The 21,297-nt window shown below is 72.4% G+C and carries 18 protein-coding genes and 1 rRNA gene; 6 read left to right on the top strand and 13 right to left on the bottom strand.

The features are described 5' to 3' along the window. A 16S ribosomal RNA gene (locus tag ACTYVM_RS16845) occupies nucleotides 1–61 on the bottom strand; the annotation flags it as partial. 830 nt (nucleotides 62–891) lie between these two features. On the opposite strand from ACTYVM_RS16845, the gene trpS reads away from it, so the two are divergent. Continuing rightward, complete coding sequence (trpS, locus tag ACTYVM_RS16840) at nucleotides 892–1,893, top strand: tryptophan--tRNA ligase (RefSeq protein ID WP_445526655.1); 1,002 nt, start codon at nucleotides 892–894, stop codon at nucleotides 1,891–1,893. Nucleotides 1,894–1,940: 47 nt separating this feature from the next. Here the strand turns inward: trpS and proC are convergent, their stop codons facing one another. The 6 genes from proC to ACTYVM_RS16810 all read right to left on the bottom strand — a co-directional run bounded on the left by proC (nucleotide 1,941) and on the right by ACTYVM_RS16810 (nucleotide 6,240). Beyond that, the gene (proC, locus tag ACTYVM_RS16835) at nucleotides 1,941–2,750 is read right to left on the bottom strand and encodes a pyrroline-5-carboxylate reductase (RefSeq protein ID WP_445526654.1); all 810 of its coding nucleotides are present in this window, start codon (nucleotides 2,748–2,750) and stop codon (nucleotides 1,941–1,943) included. An 89-nt stretch (nucleotides 2,751–2,839) separates the two neighbouring features. Continuing rightward, nucleotides 2,840–3,613, bottom strand: coding sequence for an ABC transporter permease (locus ACTYVM_RS16830; protein WP_445526653.1), 774 nt, complete (start codon nucleotides 3,611–3,613; stop codon nucleotides 2,840–2,842). Continuing rightward, nucleotides 3,610–4,422, bottom strand: coding sequence for an ABC transporter ATP-binding protein (locus tag ACTYVM_RS16825; protein ID WP_445526652.1), 813 nt, complete (start codon nucleotides 4,420–4,422; stop codon nucleotides 3,610–3,612). The genes ACTYVM_RS16830 and ACTYVM_RS16825 overlap by 4 nt, the downstream gene beginning before the upstream one ends. 58 nt (nucleotides 4,423–4,480) lie before the next feature. After that, nucleotides 4,481–5,257, bottom strand: coding sequence for a class I SAM-dependent methyltransferase (locus ACTYVM_RS16820; protein WP_445526651.1), 777 nt, complete (start codon nucleotides 5,255–5,257; stop codon nucleotides 4,481–4,483). Between the two features lie 86 nt (nucleotides 5,258–5,343). Beyond that, the gene (locus tag ACTYVM_RS16815) at nucleotides 5,344–5,847 is read right to left on the bottom strand and encodes an EamA/RhaT family transporter (RefSeq protein ID WP_445526650.1); all 504 of its coding nucleotides are present in this window, start codon (nucleotides 5,845–5,847) and stop codon (nucleotides 5,344–5,346) included. A gap of 42 nt (nucleotides 5,848–5,889) precedes the next feature. Further along, nucleotides 5,890–6,240, bottom strand: coding sequence for an SH3 domain-containing protein (locus tag ACTYVM_RS16810; protein ID WP_445526649.1), 351 nt, complete (start codon nucleotides 6,238–6,240; stop codon nucleotides 5,890–5,892). 181 nt (nucleotides 6,241–6,421) lie between these two features. Here ACTYVM_RS16810 and ACTYVM_RS16805 point away from each other — a divergent pair, with 181 nt between their 5' ends. Further along, a complete protein-coding gene (locus ACTYVM_RS16805) occupies nucleotides 6,422–8,638 on the top strand; it encodes a serine/threonine-protein kinase (protein ID WP_445526648.1) in 2,217 nt (738 codons plus the stop codon). 59 nt (nucleotides 8,639–8,697) lie between these two features. On the opposite strand, the gene ilvD is transcribed toward ACTYVM_RS16805, so the two are convergent. The 4 genes from ilvD to ACTYVM_RS16785 form a co-directional block, all read right to left on the bottom strand. Then, nucleotides 8,698–10,551, bottom strand: a complete 1,854-nt coding sequence (ilvD, locus tag ACTYVM_RS16800) for a dihydroxy-acid dehydratase (RefSeq protein WP_445526647.1) — start codon at nucleotides 10,549–10,551, stop codon at nucleotides 8,698–8,700. Nucleotides 10,552–10,757: 206 nt separating this feature from the next. After that, nucleotides 10,758–11,363 carry a TetR/AcrR family transcriptional regulator gene (locus ACTYVM_RS16795; protein ID WP_445526646.1) on the bottom strand — a complete coding sequence of 202 codons (606 nt, stop codon included), beginning with the start codon at nucleotides 11,361–11,363 and terminating at the stop codon, nucleotides 10,758–10,760. Beyond that, nucleotides 11,360–12,187, bottom strand: a complete 828-nt coding sequence (locus ACTYVM_RS16790) for a sugar phosphate isomerase/epimerase family protein (protein WP_445526645.1) — start codon at nucleotides 12,185–12,187, stop codon at nucleotides 11,360–11,362. Before ACTYVM_RS16790 ends, ACTYVM_RS16795 begins: the two co-directional genes overlap by 4 nt. 63 nt (nucleotides 12,188–12,250) lie before the next feature. Then, nucleotides 12,251–13,177 carry a Ppx/GppA family phosphatase gene (locus ACTYVM_RS16785; RefSeq protein ID WP_445526644.1) on the bottom strand — a complete coding sequence of 309 codons (927 nt, stop codon included), beginning with the start codon at nucleotides 13,175–13,177 and terminating at the stop codon, nucleotides 12,251–12,253. Nucleotides 13,178–13,284: 107 nt separating this feature from the next. Here ACTYVM_RS16785 and ACTYVM_RS16780 point away from each other — a divergent pair, with 107 nt between their 5' ends. Next, nucleotides 13,285–14,115 carry a DUF3109 family protein gene (locus tag ACTYVM_RS16780; protein WP_445526643.1) on the top strand — a complete coding sequence of 277 codons (831 nt, stop codon included), beginning with the start codon at nucleotides 13,285–13,287 and terminating at the stop codon, nucleotides 14,113–14,115. Nucleotides 14,116–14,214: 99 nt separating this feature from the next. On the opposite strand, the gene ACTYVM_RS16775 is transcribed toward ACTYVM_RS16780, so the two are convergent. Beyond that, nucleotides 14,215–16,041: a hypothetical protein gene (locus ACTYVM_RS16775; protein ID WP_445526642.1), complete on the bottom strand. Its 1,827-nt coding sequence runs from the start codon at nucleotides 16,039–16,041 to the stop codon at nucleotides 14,215–14,217. A 221-nt stretch (nucleotides 16,042–16,262) separates the two neighbouring features. On the opposite strand from ACTYVM_RS16775, the gene radA reads away from it, so the two are divergent. After that, nucleotides 16,263–17,672, top strand: a complete 1,410-nt coding sequence (radA, locus tag ACTYVM_RS16770) for a DNA repair protein RadA (protein WP_445526641.1) — start codon at nucleotides 16,263–16,265, stop codon at nucleotides 17,670–17,672. Nucleotides 17,673–17,754: 82 nt separating this feature from the next. Then, nucleotides 17,755–18,879: a DNA integrity scanning diadenylate cyclase DisA gene (gene disA / locus ACTYVM_RS16765; protein ID WP_445526640.1), complete on the top strand. Its 1,125-nt coding sequence runs from the start codon at nucleotides 17,755–17,757 to the stop codon at nucleotides 18,877–18,879. Between the two features lie 203 nt (nucleotides 18,880–19,082). Here the strand turns inward: disA and ACTYVM_RS16760 are convergent, their stop codons facing one another. Next, a complete protein-coding gene (locus tag ACTYVM_RS16760) occupies nucleotides 19,083–19,955 on the bottom strand; it encodes a hypothetical protein (RefSeq protein WP_445526639.1) in 873 nt (290 codons plus the stop codon). 202 nt (nucleotides 19,956–20,157) lie between these two features. Here ACTYVM_RS16760 and ACTYVM_RS16755 point away from each other — a divergent pair, with 202 nt between their 5' ends. Beyond that, nucleotides 20,158–21,144 (top strand): HhH-GPD family protein, encoded by a 987-nt coding sequence (locus ACTYVM_RS16755; RefSeq protein WP_445526638.1) that lies wholly within the window; start codon nucleotides 20,158–20,160, stop codon nucleotides 21,142–21,144. Nucleotides 21,145–21,297: the final 153 nt, after the last annotated feature.

Here is a 21,297-nt window from a genome sequence, read left to right as displayed (position 1 = left end):
CTTGCATGTGTTAAGCACGCCGCCAGCGTTCGTCCTGAGCCAGGATCAAACTCTCCGTGAATGTTTTCCCGTGATCGGGATGAACACCACGAGAGCGGAACCGGGAGGAGGAATAGTCCTCTCGGTTCACAGCGTCCTCGCTGTGTTTTTCAAAGGAACCTCGTCCCAGCAGATGCTGGAGACGGGGTATCAACTAATCTGGCGTTGATTTTTGGCACGCTGTTGAGTTCTCAAGGAACGGACGCTTCCTTCGTACTCACCCTCTCGGGCTTTCCTCCGGGCGCTTCCCTTCGGTGTTTCCGACTCTATCAGATCTTTCCGATCCGATTTCCTCGGTGCTTTCCAGGTTTCCGCTCTCGCGTTTCCCTTTCCGGCGGTTCCGACTCTATCAGATCTTTTTCTCGACCTGACCCCCAGTCAGCGGGGTCCGTCTTCCCGGCCGTTGGGCCGTTCCGACGAGTGAGACTTTAGCGGATTCCCTGCTCCCGTGCGAATCGGGGGCTGCGCCCTTTCGGGCGCGGATTCCTCATTCCATGAATACGCACACCGATGACACGACAACAGACAGACTGCACGACTGTCGTCGATGAAAGGGTGGTACTCAGGAAAGGCCGCCCGGGGACCGACCGGAGTCGGGCTCTCACGTCGGGCAACTCGGAGAACACTACGTATGCAGGTGAGGTGTGTCAACTCACGGACAGACGGCACCGCGGAGCCCTATCCTGGGCACATGACTACGCGTACGTGCACCCGTCTGTGGTGGGCCGCCTGACGGCGGCCGTACTCACGTATGCATCCACGGCCGCCGCCTCGGCGGCCGTTCTCGTATCTCCCTCCAGGACTCCGGGGGCCGGCCGGCCGGGGACGGCGGCCTCGACCAGGAGGTGGAGTGTGGAGAGGACTCGGGTCTTCAGCGGGGTCAAGCCGACCGGACACCTGACGCTGGGGAACTACCTGGGCGCCATGCGGCAGTGGGCCGAGGTGGACCAGCACCGGTCGGAGGCGCTGTTCTGCGTCGTCGACCTTCACGCGCTGACCGTGGACCACGACCCGGCGCGGGTACGCAGACTCAGCCGTCAGGCGGCGACGCTGCTGTTGGCGGCGGGCCTCGATCCGGAGCTGTGCACCCTGTTCGTACAGAGCCATGTGGACGAACACGCCCGGCTGTCGTACCTGCTGGAGTGCGTGGCCACGGACGGCGAGATGCGGCGGATGATCCAGTACAAGGAGAAGGCCGCGCGCGAGCAGCAGCGGGGCGGGAGCGTGCGGCTGTCGCTGCTGACGTATCCGGTGCTGATGGCTGCGGACATCCTGGCGTACGGAACGCACGAGGTGCCGGTCGGTGACGACCAGACACAGCACGTGGAGCTGACCCGTGATCTGGCGGTGCGGTTCAACCAGCGGTACGGGCACACGTTCGTGGTGCCGAAGGCGACGCCTCCGAAGGTGGCGGCGCGGGTGATGAACCTCCAGGACCCGTCGTCGAAGATGGGGAAGTCGGACGACTCCGGTCCGGGCATCGTCTATCTGCTCGACGAGCCGGAGGTCGTGCGGAGGAAGCTCATGCGGGCGGTGACCGACAGTGGGCAGGACGTGGTCTACGACCCGCAGGAGCGGCCCGGGGTGGCGAACCTGCTGGAGATCCTGGCCGCTTGTCAGGGTGGGAACCCGGAGACCCTGGGCGGTGTATACGAGTCGTACGGCGCCTTGAAGAAGGACACCGCGGAGGCCGTGGTCGAACTCCTCAGGCCGGTACAGGCACGGCACAGGGAGCTGTGCGCGGATCCCGCTTATGTGGAAGGGGTGTTGCGCGGGGGTGCGGAGAAGGCCAGGGAGATGGCGCGGCCGAGAGTGGACGCGGCGTACCGGGCGATCGGGTTGCTGCCGGCCTGAAGTCGGGGCCGCGGGGCGGGCGGCCCGTCGGCCGCCCGGTGCCGGGGTCAGCTGTTGCCGGAGGCCAGCTCGCGGCTGCGGTCGCGGGCGGCTTCCAGCGCGGCGATCAGCGCGGCGCGCACGCCGTGGTTCTCCAGTTCGCGGATGGCGTTGATCGTCGTACCAGCCGGCGAGGTGACGTTCTCACGGAGTTTCACGGGGGGCTCCCCGCTGTCGCGGAGCATCACCGCGGCGCCGATCGCGGACTGGACGATCAGGTCGTGGGCCTTGTCCCGGGGCAGGCCGAGGAGGATGCCCGCGTCGGTCATGGCCTCGACCAGGTAGAAGAAGTAGGCAGGGCCCGAGCCGGAGAGGGCGGTGCAGGCGTCCTGCTGGGCCTCCGGGACGCGGAGCGTCTTCCCCACGGCGCCGAAGATCTCCTCGGCGTGGGCGAGGTGCTCGGTCGTGGCGTGGGTGCCGGCGGAGATGACGGACATGGCCTCGTCGACGAGGGCGGGGGTGTTCGTCATGACGCGGACCACCGGGGTGCCGGAGGCCAGGCGCTCCTCGAAGAAGGAGGTGGGGATGCCCGCGGCACCGCTGATGACCAGGCGGTCGGCGGGGACGTGCGGGACGAGTTCGTCGAGGAGGGTGCCCATGTCCTGGGGCTTGACGGTGAGGATCAGGGTGTCGGCGGTCTTCGCTGCTTCCGCGTTGGTGACCGGGGTGACTCCGTGTCGGGCGCGGAGTTCTTCGGCACGTTCCGGACGGCGGGCGGTGACCAGCAGGTCGGCGGGTGTCCAGCCGCCTCGGATCATTCCGCTGAGCAGGGCTTCGCCGATCTTTCCGGTGCCGAGAACTGCGACTTTCTGGCTCATGGGATTCATCCTCGCACCGGTGGTCAGGGGTACGGGTGCTCTGTCCGGCTGGCGGGACACCCTCCGGTCCCCTGGGGCTGTGCGGTGCGCTATGCGGTGCGCCGCCTGAGGGTGGCCGCCCCCAGGCCGAGGACGAGCAGGGCGCAGCCCGCGACGACCAGAACGTCGCGTACGAACGTCGTCGTGACCTCGGTGTGGCGCAGGACCTCGTTCATGGCGTCGACCGCGTAGGACATCGGGAGGACGTCGGAGACCGCTTCCAGGGCGGGGTGCATGTCGGACCGGGGAGTGAACAGGCCGCAGAGGAGGAGCTGGGGGAAGATCACCGCCGGCATGAACTGGACCGCCTGGAACTCGGAGGCGGCGAAGGCGGAGACGAAGAGGCCGAGGGCGGTGCCGAGCAGGGCGTCGAGGAGGGCGACCAGCAGGAGCAGCCAGGGCGAGCCGGTGACGTCCAGGCCGAGGATCCAGACGGCCAGTCCCGTGGCCAGCGCGGACTGGATGATCGCGAGGGCGCCGAAGGCGAGGGCGTAGCCGGCGATGAGGTCGCCCTTGCCGAGCGGCATGGCGAGGAGTCGTTCGAGGGTGCCGGAGGTGCGTTCGCGCAGGGTGGCGATCGAGGTGACCAGGAACATGGTGATCAGCGGGAAGATGCCGAGGAGCGAGGCGCCGATGGTGTCGAAGGTGCGCGGGCTGCCGTCGAAGACGTAGCGCAGCAGGAGCAGCATCACGCAGGGGACCAGCAGCATCAGCGCGATGGTGCGCGGGTCGTGGCGGAGCTGGCGCAGGACCCGGGCAGCGGTGGCGGTGGTCCGGGCGCTGCTCAGAGCGCGGGGGGCGTGAGGTGCGGTGGTCGCGCTCATCGTGCTGTCTCCTTGGTGCGGCCCGCGGCGGCCGCCTCGTCGACCAGGTGCAGGAAGGCCGCCTCGACGGTCTCGGCGCCGGTGCGGGCCCGGAGTGCTTCGGGAGTGTCGTCGGCGAGGATTCGGCCCTCGCGCATGAGGAGGAGGTGGTGGCACCGCTCCGCCTCGTCCGTGACGTGGGAGGAGACGAGGAGGGTGGCGCCTCGGGTGGCGGCGATGTCGTGGAAGAGGTTCCACAGGTCGCGGCGCAGTACGGGGTCGAGGCCGACGGTCGGTTCGTCGAGGACGAGCAGTTCGGGGGTGCCGAGGAGGGCGACCGCGAGGGAGACGCGGCTGCGCTGGCCGCCGGAGAGGTTGCCGGCCAGGGCGTCGGCGTGGCCGGTGAGGTCGACGTCGGCGATGGCCCGGCTGACGTTGTCGCGGCGTCGTTCGGCCGCCGCGCGGCCGGGGTCGAGGATCGCGGCGAAGTAGTCGAGGTTCTGGCGGACGGTCAGGTCGTCGTAGACGGACGGGGCTTGGGTGACGTAGCCGATGCGGTTGCGGAGGGTGGCGTGGCCGGCGGGCAGGCCGAGGATCTCCAGGGTGCCGCCGACCTTGGCCTGGGTGCCGACGACGGCGCGCATGAGGGTGGACTTGCCGCAGCCGGAGGGGCCGAGGAGGCCGGTGATGCGGCCGCGCGGGACGGTGAAGCCGAGGCCCCGCAGGACGGTGCGGGGGCCTCGGGCGACGGTGAGGGCTTCGGCTCGGACGGCAGCGGTCTCGGCACCGGTTTCGGGGTGGGGTGGTGGCCCCGAAGCAATATTCATCATGTGATGATTAATGCGCGCCGAAGGGGGCGCCGTCAAGTGAGGTGGGGGATGAGCCGCGTCAGGGTGCGGTGGCGACGAGGAGGAACACGTCGTAGGTCTCCTCGACCATGCCGTCCGGGAAGGTCCGCAGCAGGTGCTCGCGCTCCTCGGCGAGGAAGGCGGCCCGGCTCTCCTCGGGGCAGACCAGGAAGAACGAGTGGCTGCCGAGGTTGGCGAGGTGGGTGTCGACCGTGACCCGCCGGCTCCAGCGGACGTCGCGGCGGGTGAAGCGGAGGCGTCCGCTCGGGTCCGCCTTCGAGCGGTCGGCGGCCGCCGCCTTCTCGGCCCCGGAGTCGACGCGGAAGAAGTGGCGGGCGCGGTCGTTCTCCCTCGCGATCCACTCGATGTCGACGGCGTCCGTGTTCCACCACAGCGCCAGGGATCCGCCCGGACGCAGGACGCGCAGGGCCTCGGGGACCGACTGGGCCGGATCGGTCCAGTGCCAGGCCTGGGCGTAGGTGAGGAAATCGGCGCAGGAGTCGGCGAGAGGGAGGGCGTTGCCGCTGCCCCGCACGAGGGGGATGTCCGGGAGGCCGCGGCGGAACTGGGCCGCCATGCCTTCGCCCGGCTCCACGGCGAGTACGTCGGCGCCGCGCTCGTGCAGCAGGGCGGTCGAGATGCCGGTACCGGCACCGACGTCCGCGACGCGGGCACCGGCGAGGGGGCGGCCGGCGAGTTCCTCCAGCGCGTCGAAGAGGGCGGACGGGTAGGAGGGGCGGTTCGCCGCGTACTGGGCGGCGGCGGCGTTGAAGGAGTGGGCCCGGTCGGCGTCGGCAGGCGGCTGGAATGCGGTCATACGGCCATCCTGGGACCGCACGACCGGTCCGGGACAGGGGGTTTTCGGCGGCGCGGACCGGATCGCGGACCGCGCTCCCTCTGCGGTCAGGAGCGGCGGCGCTTCTTGGACGGGTTGCCCGAACGCCGGGTGGCCCGGCGTTCGAACTGTTCGCGGGCCTGCCGGTACTCCTGGCGGTGCAGCTTCTCGCCGGGGGCCTCGCTGAGCGAGCGGAAGAAGTAGGCGAGGAGGGAGCCGATGAATCCGATGGCGAGCAGGCCGCGCAGGGAGGCCTGGCGGTCGGGGTCGGGGCGCTTGCGAAAGCCTTCCCAGGCGTGGCCGAAGGCGAGCGCGCTGCACACCGCGAACATCACCACGACCAGGAGTTCCACGAAGGCGCCCGAGCCGGCGATCTGGAGTCCCTGGTAGGCGAAGCGGAGCACGAAGCAGGAGGCGGCGGCCGCGGCCAGTGAGCCGGCGGCGACCCCGACACGGCGGGCGGTGTAGCCGTTGTCGTGGTTCACCCAGGTGGTGCCGAAGAAGCGCAGGGGCTCGGGGCGGGGCCCTGCGGAGCCCGCGGGGGTGTCCGGGGTGCCGTTGTCATCGCTCACAGGTCGATTATGGCTCCGGGGCGCCCGCGGGCTCCGTCGGGATCAGCCGCAGCGTGCGGTGACGTAGCCGTCGCTGCCCGTCTTCACGTAGGTGTCCGAGACGTACTGGCCGCTCGCGATGTTGTTCCAGATGTTCGACGTGCCGTAGTAACCCGAAACCGTCGTACCCGGCGTCTGGCAGTAGATCGGCACCTGCGCGCCCACACTCAGCGTGCGGACGATGCCGTATCCGGTGCCGGGACCGCTGCGGACGTTGAGCTGGACACCCGGCGCGACCGGGTAGTAGTTCACGGCTGCCGCGGTCGCGACGGCCGTGGCCGCCTCGCCGCCGGTCTGCTCGACCTGGTCCCCGGCCCTCTCCCCGACACGTTCCTCGGCACGGTCGACAGACATGTGAAACCTCCCCCGCTGCACCCCATGACTGCCATGGGCCTCATGTGATTCCCCGTTGACGCGTTGCGAAACACTGCACGTGAATCGCACAGGGAGAACCGCAAGCCGCCTCGGTCCGGTTCGGGTCATCGACTAGGCTCCGTGCGTCGCACGCGCGAACGAGCAGCACGGGGGGCGGTCCATGACGGCAGAGCACCGCACCGGTGCGGGCGCGGGAGCGGAACTTCCGGAGTACGCCGGTCACTACCGCCTCGAGTCGTGGCTGGGCTCCGGCGGCATGGGCGACGTGCATCTGGCCCGCAGCACCTCCGGGCTGAGGCTCGCGGTGAAGGTCGTCCACGCCCAGTACGCCTGGGACCCCGAGTTCAGAGGGCGGTTCCGGCAGGAGGTGGCGGCGGCCCGACGCGTCAGCGGCGCCTTCACCGCACCCGTCGTCGACGCCGACCCGGAGGCCGAACGGCCCTGGATGGCCACCCTGTTCATTCCCGGGCCCACGCTCTCGGACGAGGTGAAGCGGAACGGGCCGCTGCCTCCCGCCCAGTTGCGGCGGCTGATGGCGGGACTCGCCGAGGCGCTGCGCGACATCCACCGGGTGGGTGTCGTCCACCGCGATCTCAAGCCGAGCAATGTGCTGCTCGCCGAGGACGGGCCGAAGGTCATCGACTTCGGCATCTCCCGTCCAAAGGACAGCGAACTGCGCACTGAGACCGGCAAGTTGATCGGTACTCCGCCGTTCATGGCACCCGAGCAGTTCCGCAGGCCGCGGGAGGTCGGGCCGGCGGCGGACATCTTCGCGCTCGGCTCCGTGCTGGTCCACGCGGCGACCGGGCGGGGGCCGTTCGACTCCGACAGCCCGTACATCGTCGCCTACCAGGTCGTGCACGACGAGCCCGATCTGACCGGCGTGCCGGAGGACCTGGTGCCGCTCGTGCTGCGCTGTCTGGCCAAGGAGCCCGAGGACCGGCCCACCCCGGACGAGATGATGCGGGAACTGCGCTCGGCGGCCGCCTCGTACGACACACGGGCGTTCGTACCGGAGCGGCCGACGCCTGAGTCCGGTACACACTCCGAAACCGGTGGGAGGGACTCGGGGACCAATGGGACGGACGCGGCCAGTGACCGCGGCGGTGAGGTGTCCACCGACAAGTCCCGTCCCCGGAAAGCCGAGAAGGAACCGCGGGGCCGTACGGGACGGGGGTCCGGGCGGCTGACGGGGATCCTGTCCGGGCGGCACCCGCGCTCACGGCGGCTCGCCATGGCCGCCGGGGCGCTCGGACTGGTCGTCGGCGTCGGACTCACCACGGTCCAGCTCCTCGACGTCGGAGTGTTTCCGCACAGCACACTGCCCGGAGCCGCTTCGGCCGCGTTCTCCGAGTGGGTGGCCAAGCCCGTGGCCGGCGAGGGCACCCCCCAGTGCTCGTACGGAGCCGGAAAGCTGATCTGCGCGCGGCCCGGAGTGGTCTACGCCCTCGATCCGGCGGACGGAAACCTGCTGTGGCGGCACTCCGTGCCCAAGATGCTCACCGGCATGTCGCCGGTCGTCGCGGGGGGCCTGGTGCAGCCGATGGCGGACCACGGCCGGCACCTGGAGGCGCTGGACCCAGACTCGGGCAGGCCGAGCTGGCAGTCGGACGTTCCGGCGTACAGCGGAGTGCAGTGCGCCGGCGGCATGGTGCTGCTCACCGGCACCGACGGGCTGGTGCGGGCGGTCGACGCCGCCTCGGGTGAGACCAAGTGGAGCCGGCCGGTGCCCGGTATCCCGCTGCCGCACTTCTCCGCGTTCGCCGGGGATCCGCTGGCGTACGCGGTGACCACCTCGGCCGACGGGGCGGACACCCGGGTCCTCGCGGTGGACCCGGTGACCGGCGACGTGCGGTGGGAGGCCCGGCTTTCCGGAACGCTGACGCCCGTCGGCAGCCGGAACGGCTCCCTCGTCCTGCTCTCCTCCGATCCGGTCTTCGGGCGGACCGACGCCGTGATCCGCTACACGCCGCGGACCAGGACGTCAGTCCGGGTCGCGCTGTCCGTGCCCCGCGACTCGGCGCAGGCGAGCGTGCACGGCGACGTGGTGCACCTGCTGGGCGGCGGTGGCTCACTGGACGCGGTCGACCTGGCGGCACGGAAGGTGCGGTGGCGGCTGGAGACGGCCGTGAGCCGGGGTTCGGCGCCGATCGCCGACGCCGATCACGTGTACCTCCTCGCCGGGGACGGACGGCTGCTGGCGGTCGGGGCCCGCAACGGGCAGATCGTCGGCCAGACCCGGCCGCGGCTCGGCACGCGCTCGGACCGGGTCGTGGCGGACCTGCCCACGCCCGTGATCGTCAAGGGCCGTGTCTACGTCGGCGCCCCCGACGGCACCGTCTTCGCCGTGGACGGTCACGACCTGTCGTCCTGGTGACCTGACGAAGGGGCCGCCTCGAAGGAGGCGGCCCCGCGGGTCCTCATGGGTCGGTGGGATCAGCCCAGCTTCGACACGTCCCGCACGGCGCCCTTGTCGGCGCTGGTGGCCATGGCGGCGTAGGCCCGCAGCGCCGCCGACACCTTCCGGTCGCGGCCCCTGGGGGCGTACGCGCCGTTCACGGCCTGCTCACGGCGGGACAGCTCCGCGTCGTCGACGAGCAGCTCGATCGAGCGGTTCGGGATGTCGATGCGGATACGGTCGCCGTCCTCGACGAGCGCGATCGTGCCACCGGAGGCCGCCTCGGGCGAGGCGTGGCCGATGGACAGGCCCGAGGTGCCGCCGGAGAAGCGGCCGTCCGTGATCAGCGCGCAGCTCTTGCCCAGGCCGCGGCCCTTCAGGTACGAGGTCGGGTAGAGCATCTCCTGCATGCCGGGGCCGCCCTTGGGGCCCTCGTAGCGGATGACGACGACGTCGCCCTCCTTGATCTGCTGGGTGAGGATCTTCTGGACGGCCTCCTCCTGCGACTCGCAGACGACGGCCGGGCCCTCGAAGGTCCAGATCGACTCGTCGACGCCCGCGGTCTTCACCACGCAGCCGTCCACGGCCAGGTTGCCCTTCAGCACCGCCAGACCGCCGTCCTTGGAGTAGGCGTGCTCGGCGGAGCGGATGCAGCCGTCGGCGGCGTCGGTGTCCAGGGCCTCCCAGCGCTCGGACTGGGAGAACGCCTCCGCCGACCGCACGCAGCCGGGGGCCGCGTGCCACAGCTCGACCGCCTGAGGGGACGGGGAGCCGCCGCGCACGTCCCAGGTCTTGAGCCAGTCCGCCAGGGAGGGGCTGTGCACCGCGTGCACGTCCTCGTTCAGCAGGCCGGCCCGGTGCAGTTCGCCGAGCAGGGCGGGGATGCCGCCGGCGCGGTGCACGTCCTCCATGTAGTACGTGCGGTCCTTGGCGACGTTCGGCGCCACCTTGGCCAGGCACGGCACCCTGCGGGAGACGGCGTCGATCTGCTCCAGGCCGAAGTCGACACCGGCCTCCTGGGCCGCCGCCAGCAGGTGCAGGATCGTGTTGGTGGAGCCACCCATCGCGATGTCCAGGGCCATCGCGTTCTCGAAGGCCGCGAAGGTGGCGATGTTGCGGGGCAGGACCGTCTCGTCGTCCTGCTCGTAGTGGCGGCGGGTGATGTCCATGACCGTGCGGGCCGCGTCCTCGTACAGGGCGCGGCGGGCGGTGTGGGTGGCGAGGACCGAGCCGTTGCCCGGCAGGGACAGGCCGATCGCCTCGGTCAGGCAGTTCATCGAGTTGGCGGTGAACATGCCGGAGCAGGAGCCGCAGGTCGGACAGGCGTTCTCCTCGATGCGGAGGATGTCCGCGTCGGAGACGTTGTCGTTGGCGGCGTCCGCGATCGCGTCGATCAGGTCGAGCGTGCGGACGGTTCCGTCGACCAGCGTGGCGCGGCCGGCCTCCATGGGGCCGCCGGAGACGAAGACCGTGGGGATGTTCAGGCGCAGGGCCGCCATCAGCATGCCCGGGGTGATCTTGTCGCAGTTGGAGATGCAGATCAGGGCGTCGGCGCAGTGCGCCTCGACCATGTACTCGACGCTGTCCGCGATCAGGTCGCGCGAGGGCAGCGAGTAGAGCATGCCGCCGTGGCCCATCGCGATGCCGTCGTCGACCGCGATGGTGTTGAACTCGCGCGGGATGCCGCCCGCCTCCCGGACCGCGTCGCTGACGATCCGGCCGACCGGCTGGAGGTGGGTGTGGCCGGGCACGAACTCCGTGAAGCTGTTGGCGACCGCGATGATCGGCTTCCGGCCGATGTCCGCACCGGGTACACCGGAGGCGCGCATCAGGGCGCGGGCGCCCGCCATGTTGCGGCCGTGGGTGACTGTGCGGGACCTCAGCTCGGGCATCGTCGCTCGCTCCTTCGGGATGTTCCGCCGGGCAGCAGGGAGTCCCGGCAGAGTTCTGGCTCAGTCGAGCGTACGCCGGTCATCCAGGGATCGGGACGCGCTGTCCGGAATACGGGACGCGTGTCTCGATGCGGAGGGGACGCGTGCCTCGACGCGACGCAACGCCTGGCTCGATGCCGCGGGACGCCGGGGAGGCCGTCCGGGCGTCACTCCCCCGTGAGATGCCGCTGCACCATCGGTGCCACCCGGGCGATGACCTGCTCCACGTCCGCCGTCGCCAGCGGCTCCACCTTGATCACGTATCGCAGGATCGCGCACCCCACCAGCTGCGCGGCCGCCAGTTCGGCGCGCAGCTCCGCGTCGGGCAGGTCGAACCGGCCGGCGATGCGCCGCAGCAACTGCGAGACGATCAGGCGGCGGAAGACGGCGGCCGCGGCGTCGTTGCTCAGCGCGGAGCGGACGATCGCCAGCAGGGGCGTACGGGTGGCCGGTCTCTCCCAGACGCCGAAGAAGAACCGGGCGAACCGCTCTCCGACGCCGTCGAGCGGGCCCTCGACCAGTGCCTCCGGCGCGCTCAGCGCGGGCGCGAAGACGACCTCGATCGCCGCCTCGAACACCTGCTCCTTGGTGCCGAAGTAGTGGTGGACCAGGGCCGAGTCCACCCCGGCGGCCTTGGCGATACCGCGTACCGACGTCTTCTCGTAGCCGCGCTCGGAGAACTCCTCGCGGGCCGCGGTCAGGATCCGGTCGCGGGTGTCGGCGGCCTCCTCGCGGCGGGGGCGGCCGCGGCGGCGGGCGGTGGTACCGGTCATCGCCGCGGCACCTTCACCGCGGAGGCCAGGTGCAGCCGGGTGAAGGCCAGGGCCTCGGCGAGGTCGGCCTCGCGCTCGGCGGTGGACATGGCCCGGCGGGTGTTGACCTCGATGACGACATGGCCGTCGAATCCTCTGGTGGCGAGACGTTCCAGCAGCTCGGCGCAGGGCTGGGAGCCGCGGCCCGGCACCAGGTGCTCGTCCTTCGCCGAGCCCCTGCCGTCGGCGAGGTGCACATGGCCGAGCCGGGCGCCCATCCGGTCGACCATCTGGAGGGCGTCGGTGCGGGCCGTCGCGGCGTGGCTGAGATCGATCGTGAAGTGGCGGTAGTCGTCCTTGGTGACGTCCCAGCCGGGGGCGTACGCGAGCATCTCGCGGTCGCGGTAGCGCCAGGGGTACATGTTCTCCACCGCGAAGCGCACGTCCGACTCGCTCGCCATCCGCCAGACACCGGCGACGAAGTCGCGGGCGTACTGGCGCTGCCAGCGGAAGGGCGGGTGGACCACGACCGTGCTCGCGCCGAGCTTCTCCGCGGCCGCCCTGGCGCGCTGGAGCTTGGTCCAGGGATCGGTGGACCACACCCGCTGGGTGATCAGCAGGCAGGGAGCGTGCACGGCGAGGATCGGGATGCGGTGGTAGTCGCTGAGTCTGCGCAGCGCCTCGATGTCCTGGCTGACCGGGTCGGTCCACACCATGACCTCGACGCCGTCGTATCCGAGGCGTGCGGCGATCTCGAAGGCCGTCGCCGTCGACTCCGGATAGACGGAGGCCGTCGAGAGAGCGACCTTCGCATCCGGGATGCGTACGGGTTCGGGTTCCACCACGAGGGACAGGTTACGGGGTGCGGCAGGTGGGGGCGGGGCCCGCGGACGCCGTTGTGGCCTTCGTCATCCCATGTGGTCGAGGCGCCGCAGGATCACGCCCTCCCTGAGGGCCCAGGGGCAGATCTCCAGGCTTTCCACGCCGAAGAGGTCCATGGCCCCCTCCGCGACCATGGCGCCCGCCAGGAGCTGTCCGGCGCGGCCGGCGGAGACGCCGGGGAGCTCGGAGCGCTCGCCGGACGTCATGCCGGACAGCCGCGGCACCCATGACTCCAGGGACTCCCGCTTCAGCTCGCGCTGGACGTAGAGCCCCTCAGCGGAGCGGGGGGCGCCGGCCAGCCGTGCGAGCTGCTTGAAGGTCTTGGAGGTGGCGACGACGTGGTCGGGGGCGCCGAACCGGCTGAACTCGCCGACCGTCCGCGCGATCTCGGTGCGGACATGACGGCGCAGCTCCCTGACGTCGTCCGGGGTGGGCGGGTCGCCGGGCAGCCAGCCGGCGGTGAGCCGGCCCGCGCCGAGCGGCAGCGACACGGCCGCGTCGGGCTCCTCGTCGATGCCGTAGGCGATCTCCAGTGAGCCGCCGCCGATGTCCAGGACCAGCAGTTTCCCGGCCGACCAGCCGAACCAGCGGCGGACGGCGAGGAAGGTGAGACGGGCCTCCTCCGCGCCGCTGAGCACCTGGAGCCTGACCCCGGTCTCCTCCTGCACGCGCGCGAGGACGTCGTCGGCGTTGCCCGCCTCCCGCACGGCGGAGGTGGCGAACGGCAGCAGGTCCTCGACGCCCTTGTCCTCGGCGGCGCGGAGCGCTTCACGGACCACGGCGACGAGTCGGTCGACGCCGTCGGAGCCGATCGCGCCGCTCGTGTCGAGAAGCTGCGCGAGCCGCAGTTCGGCCTTGTGGGAGTGCGCGGGCAGCGGGCGCGCGCCGGGGTGCGCGTCGACCACCAGCAGATGCACCGTGTTCGAGCCCACGTCGAGGACACCGAGTCTCATGTACGGAACGCTACTGCCACCTGGAACGCCGTCCGTCCGCGGCGCCCCGCGCGAGGCACCGCTCGGGAGGGTCCCGGCACGGATGCCCGGCGACTTACCCTGGACGGGTGCCAAAGACGAAAAAGGCGAAGACCGATAAATCGGCGAACCCGGCGAAAGCAGTGAAGCCGAAGAAGCGGGGCGCGGAATCCGACGAGAAGGGGCTCGACTTCGCGCGCGCGTGGGTGGAGTTCCCGGATCCGGCGGACGACGAGCAGGTCTTCCGCTGTGATCTGACATGGCTGACCTCTCGTTGGACCTGTGTCTTCGGAAGCGGCTGCCAGGGCATCCAGGCGGGCCGCGCGGACGACGGGTGCTGCACCCTGGGCGCCCACTTCTCCGACGAGGACGACGAGAAGCGGGTCGCCGAGCACGTGGCGAGGCTCACACCGGACATCTGGCAGAACCATGCCGAGGGCACGGCGAACGGCTGGGTGTCCGAGGACGACGAGGGCTCCCGGCAGACGCGTCCCTTCCAGGGCTCGTGCATCTTCCAGAACCGGCCCGGCTTCGCGGGCGGCATGGGCTGCTCGCTGCACATCCTGGCCCTGAGAGAGGGCCGCGAGCCGCTGGAGACGAAGCCGGACGTGTGCTGGCAGCTGCCGATCCGGCGGACCTTCGAGTGGATCGACCGGCCCGACGACACGCGCGTGTTGCAGGTGTCGATCGGGGAGTACGACCGCAGGGGCTGGGGTCCGGGCGGTCACGACCTGCACTGGTGGTGCACCTCGGCGACGTCGGCGCACGGCGCGGGCGATCCGGTGTACGTCTCCTACCGGGCCGAGCTGACCGAGCTGATGGGCAAGGCCGGCTACGACCGCCTGGTCGAGCTGTGCGAGGAGCGTCTGGTCTCCGGGCTGCCGCTGGTGGCGCCGCATCCGGCGGATCCGGTCGCCTGATCGGCCGTCGGGCGCCGCGGCAGCTCGCCGGAAGGCGCCGCCGGCGTCCGGGTCCGACCGCCGCCGGCGGCCCGCGGTGGACGCGCCGGCGGTCGCGGCTCATGACCGGCGACCGCCCGCAAAGGCCGGGGCCGGACACCCGCGGTCGTGCTTGGCGTGCCGGCCCTGGCCGTCGCACGTCCTCCCCTCACGCCGTCCTCCCCGCCGTCCCTCGGACGGGCCCGGCATGTCGCCGCCCGCGGACGGCGGGGGCGGGCTGTCCGGGTCGGTCGGCGACGGATCGGTCGGCGTGGGTGTGGGCGTGGGGTCGCTCGACGACGGCGGGTCGGTCGGCGTGGGGGCGGAATCGGAGGGTGCCGGAGTGGTCGGAGTGGGGCGCGGACCGGACGTCACCGGCGGGTCGGCCGGGCGCTTGGGCCCCGCTCCGGAGGGGTTGGGCGCGGTGCCGTAGCCGTCGATGGAGACGACGGCACCGGCCGGCGCGATCGCCATCCGCGCGCTCCAGCGGCCGGAGGGCTCGCGCAGGTGGTCGACGTACACCTTGATCGTCAAGGACTCACCGGGCTGGAGGGTTCCCGACGAGCGGCTCGGATAGAGCCAGGGCGCCCCGGTGGACGCGGACCAGTGGACCGGGCCGGGCCCGGCGGCGGTGAGCGTGATCAGGGTGGTGTCGCCGGCGTTGTCGGCGCTCACCGTCAGACCGCCGTCCCGGTCGCCGGTGCCGATGACGCTGATGACCTCCACGGAGACGTCGGGCCGCCCGCTCGTGCCGGAGCGGCCGGTGGGCCCGGGCCCCGCGTTGCCGGTGTTCTCGTAGCCCCGGCCGGCCCCCTCGCCGCCCAGGACGCCCGGGCCGTGCCCCTCGTGCGCGCCGGCGGCGGAACCGTCAGGGCCCCCCTCGGCCGGGCTGCCGCGGTAGGCGGCCCACAGGGCCAGCACCGGCGCGGCCACCACCGTGGCCACCACCGTGGTCGTGACCGCACGCGCGCGGAGGCGGTCCCGGCGGGCGGCGCGGTCCTTGGGGTCCATCGGGAAGCCGCGCCGGTCGAAGCGGGGAGCGGTGCCCCGCGCGCGTGGGTGGTGGGCGAGGGCCTTGTGCAGGGCCGCGCGGGGCGCGGGCAGCACGGGCAGCTCGGCGGGGGTGACGGTGGCGCCGGGCCACTGACCGGGCAGGGCACGCTCGGCGGTGCGGCGGCAGCGCGGGCAGTCGTCGACGTGCCGGACGAGCTCGCGCCGCAGCGCCGTGCCGAGCACGAGCCGGCTGTCCCCGGTGAGGCGGGACACACTCGGGCAGGTGCCGGTCTCCACCACGGCGAGCGCCGCGCGGGTGCGCTCCACCTCGCAGGCGGCCGCGGCGAGCAGTTCCCGCGCGCCGGCGAGGTCCGTGCCGAGGACGGCGGCGACCTCGTGCGCGGCGAGGTGGTGGCGTACGGCGAGTTCGAGCGCCTCGCGCTGCTCCGGGGTGGTGCCGGCGGCCTCCGGCCAGGCGAGCAGGGCGAGTTCGCGACGCCGCTCCCGCCGGACCTCGTCGGACACGGGTGGCGGCACGGCCTCCGCGGCCGCGTTCCGGTCGCCGCCGGTGCGGCCCGCGGCGTGCGTGCCCGGACGTTTCTGCTTGGCCTCGGCGAGCTTGCGCAGACACGCCCAGCGGGCCAGCGCGTACAGCCAGGCCCGGCGCTCGCCCGCGGTCCCGGGGCCGCGCTGCCCGCGCCGCTCGGCGAACGCCAGCGCGTCCCCGAGGGCGGCGGTCGCCGCCTCGTGGTCGCACAGCACGGACAGGCAGTAGGTGAACAGGCCGTCGAGATAAGGCTCGTAGCGCGCGGGCGGGCGCCCTGCCACGGCCTGCGCGGCAGCGCGGTCGCGTGCTTCGCGGTGCGCCCGGTGCGCACCGGGCGTGCGGGTCGAGGTGTCCGGGCTGCTGCTCATCACCTGTGCGACCGTAGGCGGCGCGGGATCGTCCCTCCGTGCACCTTGAGCACTTTTAATCCGTACGGGTGAAACGATCCCTCGTAAGAGGAGTGAACCTCGGATTCCGCGACCCGTTCGAGTGCGCCCGCCCGGCGACGGCCGGGCACGCGGGGCCGGCTCGGGTCCCGGCGAGGACGGCGACGGCCGGGCTGTCGGTGCCGGCCGCTACGGTTTTCCCCATGGCTGCCCGTACCAAGACCACCAAGGACCGCCCGTCCTACCGCTGCACGGAGTGCGGCTGGCAGACGGCCAAGTGGCTCGGCCGCTGCCCCGAGTGCCAGGCCTGGGGCACGATCGAGGAGTACGGCACGCCCGCGGTCCGTACGACGGCGCCGGGCCGGGTCACCACCTCCGCCGTGCCCATCGGCCAGGTCGACGGCCGTCAGGCCACGGCCCGCTCCACCGGCGTGCCCGAGCTCGACCGGGTCCTGGGCGGCGGGCTCGTCCCCGGTGCCGTCGTCCTCCTCGCGGGCGAACCCGGCGTCGGCAAGTCCACCCTGCTGCTCGACGTGGCGGCGAAGTCCGCGAGCGACGAGCACCGCACGCTCTACGTCACGGGTGAGGAGTCCGCGAGCCAGGTCCGCCTGCGCGCCGACCGCATCGGCGCCATCGACGACCACCTGTATCTGGCCGCCGAGACCGACCTGGCCGCCGTCCTCGGCCACCTGGACGCGGTCAAGCCCTCCCTGCTCGTCCTCGACTCGGTGCAGACGATCGCCTCGCCCGAGATCGACGGCGCGCCCGGCGGCATGGCGCAGGTGCGGGAGGTCGCGGGCGCGCTGATCCGCGCCTCCAAGGAGCGCGGCATGTCCACGCTCCTGGTGGGCCACGTCACCAAGGACGGCGCCATCGCGGGCCCGCGCCTTCTGGAGCACCTGGTGGACGTGGTGCTCCACTTCGAGGGCGACCGGCACGCGCGCCTGCGCCTGGTCCGCGGCGTCAAGAACCGCTACGGCGCCACGGACGAGGTCGGCTGCTTCGAACTGCACGACGAGGGCATCACGGGTCTGGCCGACCCCAGCGGCCTGTTCCTGACCCGTCGGGCGGAGCCCGTGCCCGGCACCTGCCTGACCGTCACCCTGGAGGGCCGCCGCCCCCTGGTCGCGGAGGTGCAGGCGCTCACCGTCGACTCCCAGATCCCCTCCCCGCGCCGTACGACGTCGGGCCTGGAGACCTCCCGGGTCTCGATGATGCTGGCGGTGCTGGAGCAGCGGGGCCGGATCAGCGCGCTGGGCAAGCGGGACATCTACTCGGCGACGGTGGGCGGGGTGAAGCTCTCCGAGCCGGCCGCCGACCTCGCGGTCGCCCTCGCGCTGGCGTCGGCGGCGAGCGACACCCCGCTGCCGAAGAACCTCGTCGCGATCGGCGAGGTCGGTCTGGCGGGCGAGGTCAGACGGGTCACCGGCGTGCAGCGCCGGCTCGCCGAGGCCCACCGCCTGGGCTTCACGCACGCCCTCGTGCCGGGCGACCCGGGCAAGGTCCCGCCCGGGATGAAGGTCCTGGAAGTGGCCGACATAGGGGACGCGCTGCGGGTCCTGCCCCGCTCGCGTCGCCGGGACGCCCCACGGGAGCAGGAGGACCGCCGGTAGACTTTGCCCTGGTCTCGCCCGTCCGTACGAACCGAGTGTGCGAAACGGCAGCGCCTGAAGAACCTGCGACCGGAGGAGTGCAGTGGCAGCCAACGACCGGGCAGCAGCTCCCGGAAAGTCCGGCGGGAGTTCCGGCGCCGATGGCCTGATGCGCGCCTCCCTGAGCGCCGTGGCGCCTGGCACGGCCCTGCGGGACGGCCTCGAGCGGGTGCTCCGCGGCAACACCGGCGGACTCATCGTGCTCGGCTGCGACAAGACCGTGGAGTCGATGTGCACGGGCGGTTTCGTCCTGGACGTCGAGTTCACGGCGACCCGGCTGCGGGAGCTGTGCAAGCTGGACGGCGGCATCGTGATCTCGTCCGACCTGTCGAAGATCCTGCGGGCGGGCGTGCAACTGGTCCCGGACCCGACGATCCCGACCGAGGAGACCGGCACCCGGCACCGTACGGCGGACCGGGTGAGCAAGCAGGTCGACTTCCCCGTGGTCTCGGTCTCGCAGTCCATGCGGCTGATCGCCCTCTACGTCGACGGCCAGCGCCGCGTCCTGGAGGACTCCGCGGCGATCCTCTCCCGCGCCAACCAGGCCCTGGCGACCCTGGAGCGCTACAAGCTCCGCCTGGACGAGGTGGCGGGCACGCTGTCCGCGCTGGAGATCGAGGACCTGGTGACGGTCCGGGACGTCTCGGCGGTCGCGCAGCGCCTGGAGATGGTGCGCCGTATCGCCACCGAGATCGCCGAGTACGTGGTGGAGCTGGGCACCGACGGCCGTCTCCTGGCCCTCCAGCTCGACGAGTTGATCGCGGGTGTGGAGCCGGAGCGCGAGCTGGTGGTGCGGGACTACGTTCCGGAGCCCACCGCCAAGCGCTCCCGCACGGTCGAGGAGGCGCTGGGCGAACTGGACAAGCTCCACCAGGCCGAGCTGCTCGAACTCCCCGCCGTAGCCCGCGCGCTGGGCTACACCGGCTCCCCGGAGACCCTCGACTCGGCGGTCTCCCCGCGCGGCTTCCGCCTGCTGGCCAAGGTGCCCCGGCTGCCCGGCGCCATCATCGACCGCCTGGTCGAACACTTCGGCGGCCTGCAGAAGCTGCTCGCCGCGAGCGTCGACGACCTTCAGACGGTGGACGGCGTGGGCGAGGCGCGGGCGCGGAGCGTCCGCGAGGGCCTGTCGCGGCTGGCGGAGTCGTCGATCCTGGAGCGCTACGTCTGACCGGCGCCGGCCACGGCCGACCGGCTCGGGCCTCTTCGCTCACCTTCGGCCGCTTCGGCCACTTCACCCGCTTCACCTGCTTCGACCGCCCTCGGTCCGGTCCGCTCCGGTCCGCCTCGACGCGCCTCGGACCGCCCCGTCCGCCTCAACGCGTCCCGGTCAGGCCCAGCCCGCCTCGACGCACCTCGGTCAGCCCGGCCCGCTCAGTCCTCCGACAGCACGAACGACGTGCGCAGCTTCGCGTACCCCGGCACCTTCGCCTCGACCAGATAGGTGCCCGCCCGGGCCGAGCCGGCCGGCGGCGTCGCGCACTGCGGGGCGCTCGGCTTGCGGTCCCACCGGACGGTGTACGTGATGTCGCTGCCCGCCGGCACCCGGTACAGCCGGCTCCCGGCCGTCCCGGGGCAGTCGGCCGAGGACCAGTAGGCGGCGCTGCTCTCGGCCTGGCTGATCGTCACCACGGCGGACTTCGGCCCGAGGTCGACCTTGCAGTCGCCGCCGGAGGAGTTCACGGCGGTCAGCTCGAACTCCGGCGTCTGGCCGGGCCCGTAGGAGTTGTGGACGCTGCGCAGCGTCAACTTGACGGCTCCGGCGGTGCAGTTGGGCAGCGTGCTGCCGGCCGGCAGCACCGCGCCCGGACCGCCGCCGCTCTTGCCGCCGCCGTCCCCGCCGCCGGTGGACCCGTCGGAACCGGCGCCGTCTCCGTTCCCGCCCCCGCCGGCGCCGTCCGAACCGCCCGTGTCGCCGGTGTCACCGGTCCCCGACCCCGATCCTGGCCCTGATCCCGATCCCGGCCCCGATCCACTGGAGTCACCGCCGCCGGACTCGTCCCGGCCGCCGGGGTGTTGGCTGATCGCGGGCCCGGAGCCGGAGGGCCCCGGCGTGATGGTCGAGGTCGAGGGCCCCGGATGCTTGCCGTCCGCTCCGTCGCCGTTGGTCTTGCGGCTCCCGCCCGCCAAGGGGACGAGCCAGGCGATCAGCAGCGCCAGCAGCGCGACCACGGACAGCATGACGAGCCGCCGTCGCCAGTAGATGGAGGCGGGAAGCGGACCGACCGGATTGCGCAGAGATCCCACGGCCCAAACTGTACGAGAGATCGTCGGCTTCCCCGGCCCCACCCGCCGGGCCGAGGACAATTTTCCGGATCATCATCAGAGCAACGTCCGTACCCGCGGGCCCCTTTGATCCCGCCGTGACCGCCCGGACACGGTCCGCGACGACACCGGCCCGCGCCGGGTCACACGGCCGCCCACCCCCACGTGGCAGGATCGGAAGGCCATGACTGCGCCCACACTGCCCCCGCACAGCAGCCCCGACACCCCGGCCCACGCCACCGACGCCCGTCCGGCCACCGGCACGCCCACCGGCGCCGAGGCCTCGGGCACCTCCCTCGGACCGACCCTGCACACCCAGGTCATCGCCTGGTTCGACGACCACGCCCGCGACCTGCCCTGGCGACGCCCGGACGCCGGCGCCTGGGGCGTGATGGTCAGCGAGTTCATGCTCCAGCAGACGCCGGTGAGCCGTGTGCTGCCGGTCTACGAGCAGTGGCTCGACCGCTGGCCCCGGCCCGCCGACCTCGCCAAGGAGGCTCCGGGCGAGGCCGTCCGCGCCTGGGGCCGGCTCGGCTACCCGCGCCGTGCCCTGCGCCTGCACGGCGCCGCGGTCGCCATAACGGAACGGCACGGCGGCGACGTACCCACCGAGCACGCGCAACTGCTCGCCCTGCCGGGCATCGGCGAGTACACGGCCGCGGCGGTCGCGTCCTTCGCGTACGGCCAGCGGCACGCCGTCCTGGACACCAACGTCCGCCGGGTGCTGGCCCGCGCGGTCACCGGTGTGCAGTACCCGCCGAACGCCACCACCGCCGCCGAACGGCGTCTGGCGCGCGCCCTGCTGCCCGAGGACGAGGGGACCGCGGCCCGCTGGGCGGCCGCCTCCATGGAACTCGGCGCGCTGGTGTGCACGGCGAAGAACGAGTCGTGCCCGCGCTGCCCGATCGCCGCGCACTGCGCCTGGCGGCTGGCGGGCAAGCCCGCGCACGACGGGCCGCCGCGCCGCGGGCAGACGTACGCCGGCACGGACCGGCAGGTGCGCGGCAAGCTCCTCGCCGTGCTGCGCGAGGCCCACGCACCCGTCCCGCAGCCGGTGCTCGACCGGGTCTGGCACGAGCCGGTCCAGCGGGCCCGGGCCCTGGACGGGCTCGTCGCGGACGGCCTGGTGGAGCCGCTGCCGGGCGGACTGTACCGGCTGCCGCTGACCTGACCCCTCACCTGACCCCCAGTCACCTCGTGTCCGGCACCCGACACCTGACACCGCGCATCCGACACCCCTCGCCTGATCCACGGTCACCTCACAGGCCGGCCATGGGTTCAGGGCGTGTCGCGGGTGTTCGTGTCACGCACCTACGCCTCACTC

It is taken from the genome of Streptomyces cyslabdanicus, from assembly GCF_052663305.1.
Note: the sequence above shows the minus strand (reverse complement) of the source record. Positions and strands in the feature narration are given on the sequence as shown.